7 protein-coding genes and 1 pseudogene are annotated in these 12,747 nt (G+C 73.3%); 6 read left to right on the forward strand and 2 right to left on the reverse strand.

Translation table 11 applies throughout. The features are described 5' to 3' along the window. Positions 1–109 precede the first annotated feature (109 nt). Positions 110–1,705 carry an alkaline phosphatase D family protein gene (locus tag ACLIN4_RS29075; RefSeq protein ID WP_269959638.1) on the forward strand — a complete coding sequence of 532 codons (1,596 nt, stop codon included), beginning with the start codon at positions 110–112 and terminating at the stop codon, positions 1,703–1,705. A gap of 13 nt (positions 1,706–1,718) precedes the next feature. Here ACLIN4_RS29075 and ACLIN4_RS29080 read toward each other — a convergent pair whose 3' ends face one another. Continuing rightward, positions 1,719–2,348 (reverse strand): TetR/AcrR family transcriptional regulator, encoded by a 630-nt coding sequence (locus tag ACLIN4_RS29080; RefSeq protein ID WP_269959637.1) that lies wholly within the window; start codon positions 2,346–2,348, stop codon positions 1,719–1,721. A gap of 81 nt (positions 2,349–2,429) precedes the next feature. Between ACLIN4_RS29080 and ACLIN4_RS29085 the strand changes: the two genes are divergently transcribed. From ACLIN4_RS29085 to ACLIN4_RS29095, 3 genes are all read left to right on the forward strand, one after another. Beyond that, a complete protein-coding gene (locus ACLIN4_RS29085; RefSeq protein WP_411576394.1) occupies positions 2,430–3,473 on the forward strand; it encodes a saccharopine dehydrogenase NADP-binding domain-containing protein in 1,044 nt (347 codons plus the stop codon). 561 nt (positions 3,474–4,034) lie between these two features. Continuing rightward, entirely contained in the window at positions 4,035–7,955 is a 3,921-nt protein-coding gene (locus ACLIN4_RS29090) for a glycoside hydrolase family 2 TIM barrel-domain containing protein (protein WP_411576395.1), read from the forward strand. Positions 7,956–7,994: 39 nt separating this feature from the next. Then, complete coding sequence (locus ACLIN4_RS29095; protein WP_107478521.1) at positions 7,995–8,873, forward strand: DUF72 domain-containing protein; 879 nt, start codon at positions 7,995–7,997, stop codon at positions 8,871–8,873. Here the strand turns inward: ACLIN4_RS29095 and ACLIN4_RS29100 are convergent. Further along, positions 8,854–9,216 (reverse strand): ArsR/SmtB family transcription factor, encoded by a 363-nt coding sequence (locus ACLIN4_RS29100; protein ID WP_043377953.1) that lies wholly within the window; start codon positions 9,214–9,216, stop codon positions 8,854–8,856. The genes ACLIN4_RS29095 and ACLIN4_RS29100 overlap by 20 nt on opposite strands. 56 nt (positions 9,217–9,272) lie before the next feature. On the opposite strand from ACLIN4_RS29100, the pseudogene ACLIN4_RS29105 reads away from it, so the two are divergent. Both ACLIN4_RS29105 and ACLIN4_RS29110 read left to right on the forward strand, forming a co-directional pair. Further along, a pseudogene (locus tag ACLIN4_RS29105) lies at positions 9,273–11,206 on the forward strand (heavy metal translocating P-type ATPase). A gap of 55 nt (positions 11,207–11,261) precedes the next feature. Next, positions 11,262–12,746 carry an AlkA N-terminal domain-containing protein gene (locus tag ACLIN4_RS29110; RefSeq protein ID WP_307651855.1) on the forward strand — a complete coding sequence of 495 codons (1,485 nt, stop codon included), beginning with the start codon at positions 11,262–11,264 and terminating at the stop codon, positions 12,744–12,746. Position 12,747: the final 1 nt, after the last annotated feature.

Consider the following 12,747-nt stretch of genomic DNA (forward strand, 5'->3'; position numbering starts at 1 on the left):
GAACCTCTGGACATGTATCGGTCAAGCGCGGTCCATGAGCACAGCAGCCGGGGTTCACCCACTGCCGTTTGCCTGGTTGTCGTCCGGCCGTCCGTCCTCTGGAGGTTCGATGACCCCGCCGCGCACCAGCTCCCCGAACTCGCTGAAGAGAAGGGGGTTCCTCGGCATCGCGGGCGCCGCCGGCGCCGGCGCGGTGCTGCTCGGCACCGGTGCCGCGCCCGTCGCTTCCGCCGCGCCGGGACGTGTCCCGGGCGACCCGTTCCAGCTCGGCGTCGCGTCCGGCGACCCGCTCCCCGACGGCGTGGTGCTCTGGACCCGCCTGGCGCCCAAGCCGCTCGACGACGACGGCGGCATGCCCGACCGACCCGTCGCCGTGCGCTGGGAGATTGCCCTCGACGAGCGGTTCCGGAAGGTCGTCCGGCGCGGTGTCGAGCACGCCGTGCCCGCGGAGGCGCACACCGTCCACGCCGACGTACGCGGCCTGCGCCCGCACCACGAGTACTACTACCGCTTCCGCGCCGGCGACGCGGTCTCCCCCGTCGGCCGCACCCGCACCGCCCCGGCCCCCGGCACCTCGCCGACGGTCGACTTCGCCTTCGCCTCCTGCGCCAACTGGGAGCAGGGCCACTTCACGGCGTACCGGCACATGGCCGAGGAGCGCCCCGACGTGGTCTTCCACCTCGGCGACTACCTGTACGAGTACGCCGCCGGCGTCAACGGCAAGGTGCGCACCCACCACGGCGACGAGATGAACACCCTCGCCGAGTACCGCGCGCGCCACGCCCAGTACAAGACCGACCCCGACCTCAGGCTGCTGCACGCCACCGCGCCGTTCGTCGTCACCTGGGACGACCACGAGACCGACAACAACTACGCCGACCTGAGCCCGGAGAACAACGACGCCGGCCAGGGCAACGACACCACCGCCCGCTTCGCCGCCCGCCGCCGCGCCGCCTACCAGGCGTACTGGGAGCACATGCCGCTGCGCCGCCTGCGCAAGCCGGTGGACACCGCGCTGCCGCTGTACCGGCGCCTGGAGTACGGCGCCACCGCGACCTTCAGCGTGCTGGACACCCGCCAGTACCGCACGAACCAGCCCTACGGCGACAAGTGGCAGGTCTCCGGCCCGGACCAGTGGGACCCGAAGGCCACCATCCTCGGCGACGAGCAGCACGCCTGGCTGGAGCGGAGCCTCGCCCGGTCGCGCTCCACCTGGAACGTGGTCCCGCAGCAGATCTACTTCGCCAACTGGGATGCCGTCGCCGGCCCGGACGACGGCGGTTACAACGACGGCTGGGACGGCTACCGCGCCTCCCGCGACCGGGTCCTCGGCTACGTCGAGGAGCGCCGTATCGACAACTTCGTGGTCCTCACCGGAGACGTGCACAACAACTGGACCAACGACCTGCGCCGCGACTTCGAGCGCCCCGAGACCCGGCTGCTGGGCAGCGAGTTCGTCACCACCTCGATCACCTCGGGCGGCGACGGATCGGCCACCCACGACCCCGGCCAGGTGTACTGGGACGAGAACCCGCACACCAAGTACTACAGCAGCCGCCGGGGCTACGTCCGCTGCTCCGTCTCCAAGCAGCAGTACACGGCCGACTACCGCGTGGTCGACTACGTCACCCGGCCCGGCGCCCCGGTCCGCACCGACAAGTCGTTCGTGATCGAGACCGGCGTGCCCGGGGTGCAGGCGGTCTGAGCACCGCCCCGGTTCACCGGGGCAGCAGCTGCCGCGCCAGAGCGTCTTCCGCCCAGTGCTGCCACCGGGCGGGAGACCATCCCCGCCCGGTGACCAGCAGGCCGTACGTCTCCGGGCCGAGGACGGCCAGGCAGATGTCGGCGGCCGTCGCGGCGTCGACGCCGTCGCGCAGCGCACCACCGGACTTGGCCACCAGCGCCTCGGCGAAGGCCAGCTGCACGGCGTGCCGCTGGCGCCGGTTGAGCTGCCACAGCTCGGCCAGCTCCCGGTCGGCCGCAGCGGCGGCGTGCACCACCTCGAGCACGGGCGCGGCCCGCTCCAGAACGGCTCGCGCACCCGCCGCCTGGAGGGCCAACTGGGCGGCGGGATCCGGAGCGTCGAGCACCTCCCGCGCCCAGGGCCGGTCCAGCGTCGCGACCGGGTCGAGATCCCCGGCGACGGCGGTGTCCAGCAGCTCCTTGAGCACCGCCCGCTTGGTCCCGAAGGTGAAGTAGACGGTCTGGACCGCCACTTCGGCGCCGCGGGCGATGTCCTCGACGGTCGTCCCCGCCCAGCCGCGTTCGGTGAACAGCCGCCCGGCGGCGTCCAGCATCCGCTGCCGGGTGCGGCGTGCCTTCTCGGCGCGGGTGACGGGTGGCGTCATGCCGTGTCCTCTCCGCCGCGCGGAGCGGCCTGGTGCCATCGGACTTTGACTGTAGTCATACTCCAGTGTAATCACTGGAGTATGACTACAGTGAGATGCGACGGTCCCGCCGGGCGGATCCTGGTCGTCGGGGGCTACGGCGCCGTCGGTGCCGGCGTGACCTCCTGCCTCGCCGCTCGATTCCCCGGCCGCGTGGTGCCCGCCGGACGGGACGAGGCCAAGGTCCGGCGGCTCGGGGGAGTGCGCGTCGACGTCACCGACACGGCCGCCTTCCGGCGCGCGCTGGACGAACTGGGCGACGTGGCGGCCGTCGTGCTGTGCGTCGAACCCCCCGACGAGTCCGTCGCCCGCCTCTGCCTGGGACGCGGAGTGCACCTGGTGGACGTGGGGGCCGGCGCCCGTCACCTGGACGCGGTGGCGGCCCTGTCCCGCACGGCCGCCGCCGGCGGGGCCGTCGCCGTGCTCAGTGTGGGTGTAGCCCCCGGACTGACCAACCTGCTCGCCCGCCGCGCCCACGAGACCGTGGGTGGCGCCGAGCGCATCGACATCACGTTGTTGCTGGGCACCGGCGACCGGCACGGCGCCGACGCCCTGCGCTGGACCGTCGCGGGCCTGGCCGATCCCGTCCGGGCGGCGCCGCGCAGGACGGGCCTGCCCGGTTACGGCACCCGCACCGCGCATCCGTTTCCGTTCTCCGACCAGCACACCCTGCCGCACACGCTGGGCGTCGCGGACGTCACCACCCGGTTGTGCCTGGACTCCCGAGCGCTGACCGCCGCGCTGTTCGGGCTGCGCCGCACGGGTCTGCTCCGAGCCGTCGGACGGCCCCGGGTGCTGCGGTCGCTGACCGGCGCACTCCACCGCGTCCACCTGGGGCGGGACGGATTCGCGGTGCGGGTGGACGCGTGGCGCGGCGACCGGCACGCGGCGTACGCCCTCACCGGCCGCGAACAGAGCCGCGTCACCGCTCTCGTGGCCGCCCGCGTCACGCGCGAACTGCTCACCGGATCGGTTCCGCCCGGCGTCCATCACATCGAGCAGGTCCCCGCCCTGGAGGGGCTGCCCGGCACGCTGGCCGCCCACGGCGTCACCCTGCGCCGTCCGGCCGCTCGGGGGCGGCGGTGACCGGCGGCAGGAGCGGCGGCAGGAGCGGCGGCTGGGCCGGCGGCGACTACGCGGCCGCTGGGGACGCGTGGGCGCACGCGGCGGACGACGTGGTGCACGGGGCGCTCGCCCGGTACGGCCGGCCGGGCTCTCCCGCACCCCGGGTCCTGGACGTGGGCACCGGTTCCGGTCCCGCCGCGCTCGCCGCCGCCGGGGCCGGAGAACAAGCCGGGGCCGCTGCGCGCCCATCGCTCGGCCCTGGAAGCCGCCGGACGCTGGGGCCGCGCCCGTGCCTCGCCGGCCGCGCTGTTCGAGGAGCACAACCGGGCCACCGACGGCAGCGTCCGGCTGGACGTCCCTTACCTCCTGGTGCACGCGGAGGTCCGTGCGGAGCCTGAGCCGCACCGTTCATCAGGAACCAACAAAGTCAGACGGGGTAATTGATTCGGTTGTGTTCGGGTCCTAGGGTGTGCCTGACTCAGTAGTCGCCGCGTCACCGGCAGTTGTGCTCCACCCCCACGTCAACTGCTCTCACAGCACCGTGCGTTGAGCCGCCCCCGAAGCCCACGGAAGGCCACGGTCATGCCGCACTCGCCCGTGTCACCCGCCGGACTCCCGGCCCCCCGTCCCCGTCCGCTCGTCAGCCGCCGCCGTCTTCTGGAGGGCGGCGCCGCCGTCCTCGGCGCGCTCGCCCTGTCGTCCTCGTCGCCCCTCGTGGTGCAGGCGACCGGCCGCCGGCCCGCGGCCGAAGCGACCCCGGAGTGGAACGACTTCGGCGTCTTCCGGGTCGGTACCGAGCCGCCGCACACCACCCTCACGCCGTACGCGGACGTGAGACAGGCCCTCGCCGGGGACCGCACCCGCTCGCCGTACCGGCTCAGCCTCGACGGCAAGTGGAAGTTCGCCTACGCCGACCGGCCCGAGGACCGGGACGCCGACTTCCACCGCACGGACCTGGACGACGGCGACTGGGAGACCGTCCCGGTGCCGTCCGTGTGGCAGCTGCACGGCCACGACTTCCCGATCTACCTCAACATCACCTACCCGTACTGGGGCCCCAACGGCCGTGGCGAGGACCCGCAGCCGCCCGCCGCGCCCACCCGCTACAACCCGGTCGGCCAGTACCGGCGCACCTTCACCGTCCCCCGCGACTGGGACGGCCGCCGCACCTTCCTCCACTTCGAGGGCGTCAAGTCCGCCCACTACGTGTGGATCAACGGCGAACTGGTCGGCTACGACGAGGACTCCTTCACCCCGTCCGAGTACGACATCACCGACCACCTGAGGCCCGGCACCAACCAGATCGCCGTGGAGGTCTACCGCTACGCCGACGGCGACTGGCTGGAGGACCAGGACATGATCCGGCTGAGCGGCATCTTCCGCTCGGTCCACCTGTTCTCCACCCCGGCCGTGCACCTGCGCGACTTCAAGCTGGACACCCCGCTCAGCGACGCGTACACGGCCGCCGAGCTGGCGGTCACCGCGAGCGTGCGCGCGTACGGCGGCGCGGTGAAGGACGTCGGCCGCTACACCGTCGAGACCCAGCTGTACGACGCCCGCGGCCACGCCGTCTGGTCCCGGCCGCTGGAGCAGTCCGCCGACCTCGGGACGGTGGGCGCCGGCCAGGACGTCACCGTACGGGCGGCGAAGGCGGTGCCGAAGCCCCGGCTGTGGTCCGCCGAGCACCCGTACCTCTACACGGCCGTACTGCGCCTGCGCGACCCGGCGGGCAAGGTCGTCGAGACGCTGTCCCACCGGGTCGGCATCCGCGAGTTCGCCCTCAAGGACGGGCTGATGCGGATCAACGGCAAGCCCGTCTCCTTCCGCGGCACCAACCGGCACGAGATGCACCCCGACCGCGGCATGGCGCTCACCCGCGAGGACATGATCGAGGACATCCAGATCATCAAGCGGATGAACATGAACAGCGTCCGCACCTCGCACTACCCGAACAACACGCTGTGGTACGAACTCGCCGACGAGTACGGCCTCTACCTCGTCGACGAGACCAACCTGGAGACCCACGGCATCCGCGACGAGTACCCCGGCGACCACCCCGAGTGGACGAAGGCATGCGTGGTCCGCGCCCAGAACATGGTCCACCGGGACAAGAACCACGCCTCGGTCGTCATCTGGTCGCTCGGCAACGAGGCGGGCGGCGGCTCCACCTTCACCGCCATGCACGACTGGATCCGCTCCTACGACCCCACCCGCGTCATCCAGTACGAGGGTGACGACCGGCCCGGCGTCAGCGACATCCGCTCCGAGATGTACGACACCCCGCAGCGCGTCGAGCAGCGGGCGAAGGACACCTCGGACACCCGGCCGTACGTGATGATCGAGTACTCCCACGCGATGGGGAACTCCAACGGCAACTTCAAGAAGTACTGGGACCTGATCCGCCGCTACGACGTGCTCCAGGGCGGCTGGATCTGGGACTTCGTCGACCAGTCGCTCACCTGGCCGGTCCCGCGGCGCACCCTGCTGACCGAGGAGGGGCCCGCCGGACTGCGCGGCGAGATCCTCGCCGCGTCCGGCACCTTCGAGCGCGGCAAGGGGCTGTCCGGCGGCACGGTCTTCGCCCGCGACGAGGGCCTGGACCTCACCGGCTCACTGACCCTGGAGGCCTGGGTCACCCCGCACTTCACCGGCTACCACCAGCCGATCATCGCCAAGGGCGACACCCAGTACGCCCTGAAGCAGAACAACCGCACCCTGGAGTTCTTCATCCACTCCGGCGGCCAGTGGATCACCGCCACCTGGACCGTGCCCGAGGACTGGACCGGCCGCGAACACCACATCGCGGGCGTCTTCGACGCGGACGCCGGCACCCTCACCCTGTACGTCGACGGCGAGCGCCGGGCGACCCGCACCACCGACCGGCGGCCCACCGGCAACACGGCCTCCCTGTCCCTGGCCACCGACTCGGACAACCAGGTCCGCGAGTTCAGCGGCGTCATCCGCCGGGCGCGCGTCTACGCCCGCGCGCTGGCCGCCGGCGAGCTGGCCCGGGACGACCGGGGACCCGGCGACGACGGCGTGCGGTTCTGGTTCGACGCGGCGACCGTGAAGGCGGAGAAGAAGCGGACGAAGGAGAAGACCTTCTTCGCGTACGGCGGCGACTGGGGCGACAACCCCAACGACGGCAACTTCGTCGCCGACGGCATCGTCCTCGCCGACCGCGGCCACACCGGCAAGGCCGCCGAGATCAAGCGCGTCTACCAGGCGGTGGGCGTCGAGCGGCGGTCCGGCGGCGCGGGCGCGGTCACCCTTGTCAACGAGTACCTGTTCACCAACCTCCGCGAGTTCGACGGCCACTGGGAACTCGTCGCCGACGGCAGGGCCGTACGGCGCGGGCGGCTCACCCGCGACCAGCTGGACGTGGAGCCGCTGTCCCGCAAGGACATCACCGTGCCCGTACGGCTGCCGGACGACCCGGCACCGGGCACCGAGTACTTCCTGGAGCTGTCCTTCACCACCAAGGACGACACCCCCTGGGCGAAGGCGGGATTCGAGGTCGCCCGGCAGCAGCTCGCCCTCGACGCGGGCGTCCCGGCCGTGACCCCCGTGCCCCTGGACCGGGTGCCGTCCCTGCGTCACCGCGACGGCGAGGAGGAGGTCGAGGTCGACGGCCGCGACTTCTCGGTCACCGTCGACAAGCGCACCGGCACCATCACCTCGTACGAGGTGAACGGCCGGCGGCTGATCACCTCCGGCCCCGTGCCCAACTTCTGGCGGGCCCCCACCGACAACGACCACGGCAACGGCCAGCACACCCGCAACCAGACCTGGCGCGACGCGGGCGCCCGCCGCGAGGTCACGGACGTCACCGTGCGGGCCCTGGCCGACCGGGCCGTCGAGATCAAGGTCACCGGCACATTGCCCACCACCGTGGAGTCGGCGTACTCCACCACGTACACGGTGTTCGGCAACGGCGAGATCAAGGTCGACAACACCCTGCACCCCGGTGCCGCGAACCTGCCCTACATCCCCGAGGTCGGGACGATGCTGTTCCTGCCGCGCGGCCTGGACCGGATGCACTGGTACGGCCGAGGTCCCGAGGAGAACCACTGGGACCGCAACACCGGGACCGACGTGGGCCTCCACTCCGGGACCGTCGCCGGGCAGTGGACGCCGTACATCCGCCCGCAGGAGAACGGCAACAAGACCGACGTCCGCTGGGTCGCCCTCACCGACTCCCGCGGCGTCGGTCTGCTCGCCTCCGGTGAGCCGCTGCTGGAGGTCAACGCCTCGCACTTCACCCCGGAGGACCTGTCCGGCGGGGTACGGCACGACTACCAGCTCACCCCGAGGGACGCGGTCGTCCTGCGCCTGAGCCACCGCCAGATGGGTGTCGGCGGCGACAACAGCTGGGGCGCGCACACCCACGACGAATTCAAGCTCTTCGCCGACCGGGACTATTCCTACACCTACCGGCTGCGCCCGCTGACGGACGTGAAGGAGGCGACGGCGGCCTCGCGGCGGCCCACGGCGACCGAATAGCCGGGGATGAACGGGGAGTCCGGGGCAACCCGGGCTCCCATGGGTGACGTACTGGTCGGAGCGTGTTCCTGGACGGACCGGCAACTGGTCGCGAGCGGCTGGTACCCGCGCGGACGACGGGACGCCGAGGGGCGGCTGCGGCACTACGCCTCGCGGCTGCCCGTCGTCGAAGTGGACGCGGGGTACTACGCGTTGCCGAGCCGGCGCAACAGCGAACTGTGGCTGGAGCGCACGCCCGAGGGCTTCCGCTTCGACGTCAAGGCGTTCTCCCTGCTGACCGGCCACCCGACACGGCCGGAGGCGCTCCCCGCCGACCTGCGCGGTGCCGACCCGGACCGGCTGCGGCGCGGGCAGGCGAGCGACGGCCTGCTGGACGAGGTGTGGGGGCGTTTCGCCGAGGCGGTCGAGCCGCTGCGGAAGGCCGGCCGGCTCGGCACCGTGCTGTTCCAGTTCCCGCCCTGGTTCGCACCGGGTTCCCGGGCCGAGGAGGTGCTCGAAGCGTGCGCCCGGCGTACGGAGGGCCGGCCGATCGCCGTGGAGTTCCGGCACCCCGGGTGGTGGGCGGCGGAACGGGCGGACGCGACCCACGCCCTGCTGTCCGCGCTGGGCGCCTCGGCCGTCGGCACCGACATGGCCCAGGACGTGCCCGGCGCCCTGCCGCCCGTCACGCCGGTCACCCGGCCTTCGCTCGCCGTCGTCCGCTTCCACGGGCGCAGCCGGGCGTGGGGGAGGGGCAGCAAGGAGGACCGCTTCCGCCACGACTACTCCGTCGCCGAACTGGCCGCCCGGGTGCCCCGGCTGCGGCGGGCCGCCGACCTGGCGGACGAGCTGCACGTGCTCTTCAACAACTGCTGCGCCGACGCCGCCGTGCGCGCCGCCGAGACCATGCGGGAGCTGCTCACTCCGCCGCGTCGCTGATCCCCAGCCGCAGGTGCTCCACGTGGTAGACGGCCTGGTCGAGCAGCTCGGCGACATGGTGGTCGTGGAGCGCGTACACCACCGAACGGCCGCGCCGCTCACCCACCACGAGGCCCAGGTTGCGCAGCAGCCGCAGCTGGTGCGAGCAGGCCGACTGCTCCATGCCGACCTCCGCCGCCAACTCGGTGGCCGGCAGCGGGCCTTCGCGCAGGCGGGCCAGGATCAGCAGCCGGGAGGGCGTCGACAGGGCCTGGAGCGTGGTGGCGACGTTGGCGACGTTGTCCGCGTCCAGCCGCACGCGTGCGGCGGCGTCCTGCGCGGTGGTGGCGGCTCCGTGACCCATGCGCTCATCCTACTCACCTCGGATGAACACATGAACGAGTCTTCATCTGTTCCTGTATGGTGTGCCGCGTGTCCACCACGCTTGCCCGACCCCCGTCCCCGCGCCCGTCAGCCGGGCGCCCCGCCGCCGCACCCGCGTCCTCGCCCTGCCCGAGGCCCGCTGGGCGCTCGTCTCGCTCGTCGCGTTCCTGCTCGCGCTGCCCCTCGACCTCGGCGGCGCCCCCGCCTGGACGTACGGCCCGCTGTACGTCCTCGCCTACGCCGCCGGCGGCTGGGAACCGGCCCTGGAAGGCCTGCGGGCGCTGCGCGAGAAGACCCTGGACGTCGACCTGCTGATGATCGTCGCGGCGCTCGGCGCGGCGTCCATCGGACAGGTCCTCGACGGCGCCCTGCTGATCGTCATCTTCGCCACCTCCGGCGCCCTGGAGGCCCTGGCCACCGCCCGCACCGCCGACTCCGTGCGCGGCCTGCTCGACCTCGCGCCCACCACCGCCACCCGCGTGACCGGTGACCGCGAGGAGACCGTGCCCACCGCCGACCTCGCCGTCGGCGACGTCCTCCTGGTCCGGCCCGGGGAGCGGATCGGCGCCGACGGCACGGTCCTCGGCGGCGAGGGCGAGGTCGACCAGGCCACCATCACCGGCGAGTCCGTCCCCGTCCTCAAGCGCCCCGGCGACGACGTCTTCGCGGGCACCCTCAACGGCACCGGTTCCCTGCGCGTACGCGTCGACCGCGACCCCGCCGACTCGGTGATCGCCCGCATCGTGACCCTCGTCGAGGAGGCGTCCCGCACCAAGGCGCCGACACAGCTGTTCATCGAGAAGATCGAGCAGCGCTACGCCGTCGGCGTGGTGGTCGCCACCCTCGCGGTCTTCGGTATCCCGCTCGCCTTCGGCGCCGACCTCACCGACGCCCTGCTGCGCGCCATGACCTTCATGATCGTCGCCTCGCCCTGCGCGGTCGTCCTCGCGACGATGCCGCCCCTGCTCTCCGCCATCGCCAACGCCGGGCGCCACGGCGTCCTGGTGAAGTCGGCGGTCGCCATGGAACGCCTCGGCGAGATCGACAGCGTCGCCCTCGACAAGACCGGCACCCTCACCGAGGGCACCCCCGAGGTCACCGCCGTACGCCCGCTGCCGGGCAGCGGCCTCGACGAGGACGCCCTCCTCGCGCTCGCCGCAGCGGCCGAGCACCCCAGCGAACACCCCCTCGCCCGTGCGATCGTGTCCGCCGCCCGCGCCCGGGAACTGCGTATCGCACCCGCGCAGGACTTCGCGGCGACCCCGGGCCGCGGCGTCAGGGCGGTCGTCGACGGCCACGAGGTGCACGTCGGCCGCGCCGAGACCCCCGAGGGCGCCGAGACCACCGTCCAGGTCACCCGGGACGGCACCCCCGTCGGCACTCTCGCCCTCACTGACCGCCTGCGCGCCGACGCCGCCGGGGCCGCCGCCGGGCTCACCGCCCTCACCGGCACCGCCCCCGCCCTCCTCACCGGCGACAACGCACCCGCCGCCGCCCGCGTGGCCACGGCGACCGGCATCACCGACGTCCGCGCCGACCTGCTCCCCGAGGGCAAGGTCGAGGCCGTACGGGAACTGGAGCGGGCCGGCCGCAAGGTGCTCTTCGTCGGCGACGGCGTCAACGACGCGCCCGCCCTCGCCGCCGCGCACGCCGGCGTCGCCATGGGCCGGGCAGGCTCCGACCTCGCCCTGGAGACGGCGGACGCGGTCGTGGTGCGCGATGAACTGGCCGCCGTACCCGCCGTCGTGGACCTGTCCCGGCGCGCCCGCAGGCTGGTCCTCCAGAACCTGGTCATCGCCGGTACGTTCATCACCGTCCTCGTCCTGTGGGACCTGATCGGACACCTCCCGCTGCCGCTCGGCGTCGCCGGCCACGAGGGATCGACCGTGCTGGTCGGCCTCAACGGGCTGCGGCTGCTGCGCGAGTCGGCGTGGCGACCGAGGCGATCCGGAGAAGCCCAGCAAGCGTGACGTCCATGTCGGATTCCCGCCAGCCCCAGCCGGGCCGGCGGGCCATCCTGGACGCATGCAGACGGGAATGCACACCGACACCGAGCGCTGCGTGCGCGCCGTGCAGTCGAAGGACGCGCGGTTCGACGGCTGGTTCTTCACGGCCGTCGTCACGACCCGCATCTACTGCCGGCCCAGCTGCCCGGTGGTGCCGCCCAAGCCCGCGAACATGACCTTCTACCCGAGCGCGGCGGCCTGCCAGCAGGCGGGGTTCCGGGCGTGCAAGCGCTGCCGCCCGGACACCAGCCCCGGCTCCCCGGAGTGGAACCGCCGCGCCGACCTCACCGCCCGCGCGATGCGCCTGATCGCCGACGGCGTCGTGGACCGCGAGGGCGTGCCCGGCCTCGCCGCCCGGCTCGGCTACAGCACCCGGCAGGTGGAACGCCAGCTCCTCGCCGAACTGGGCGCTGGCCCGCTCGCCCTCGCCCGCGCGCAACGCGCCCAGACCGCCCGGCTGCTCATCGAGACCACCCCGCTTCCGATGGCGGACATCGCCTTCGCGGCCGGCTTCTCCTCCATCCGCACCTTCAACGACACGGTCCGCGAGGTCTACGCGCTCTCCCCGAGCGAACTGCGCGCCCGCGCCCCCGAGGACCGGCCCACGGGCAACGCGCCCGGCACCCTGTCCCTCCGCCTCCCCTTCCGCGCCCCCCTCAACCCCGACAACCTCTTCGGCCACCTCGCCGCCACCGCCGTACCCGGCGTGGAGGAGTGGCGGGACGGCGCGTACCGGCGCACTCTGCGCCTCCCCTACGGTCACGGCATCGTGTCCCTCACCCCGAAGCCCGACCACATCGCCTGCCGCCTCACCCTGAGCGACCTGCGCGACCTGACCGTCGCCATCAGCCGCTGCCGGCGCCTGCTCGACCTGGACGCCGACCCGGCGGCCGTCGACGACCAGCTGCGCGCCGACCCGCTGCTGGCGCCGCTCGTCGACAAGGCCCCCGGCCGGCGCGTTCCGCGCACGGTCGACGAGGCGGAGTTCGCCGTACGGGCCGTGCTCGGCCAGCAGGTCTCCACCGCCGCCGCCCGCACCCACGCCGCCCGCCTGGTCGCGGCGCACGGCGACCCGGTCGACGATCCCGAGGGCGGCCTGACCCACCTCTTCCCGTCCGCGGCGGCGCTGGCCTCGGTGGACCCCGAGACGCTGGCCATGCCCCGCACCCGCCGCACGACCTTCACGACCCTCGTCTCCCGCCTGGCCGACGGCTCGCTCAACCTGGGTGTCGAGTGCGACTGGGCCGAGACCCGCGCCCGGCTCCTCGCCCTCCCCGGCTTCGGCCCCTGGACCGCCGACGTCATCGCCATGCGCGCCCTCGGCGACCCCGACGCCTTCCTCCCCACCGACCTCGGCATCCGCCGCGCCGCCGCCGAACTGGGCCTGCCCTCGACCCCGGCGGCGCTCACCGCCCGCGCGGCCACCTGGCGGCCCTGGCGGGCGTACGCCGTCCAGTACCTGTGGGCGACCGACAGCCACCCGATCAACTTCCTGCCCGTATGAC

It is taken from the genome of Streptomyces mutabilis, assembly GCF_046628145.1.
Taxonomy (GTDB): domain Bacteria; phylum Actinomycetota; class Actinomycetes; order Streptomycetales; family Streptomycetaceae; genus Streptomyces; species Streptomyces mutabilis.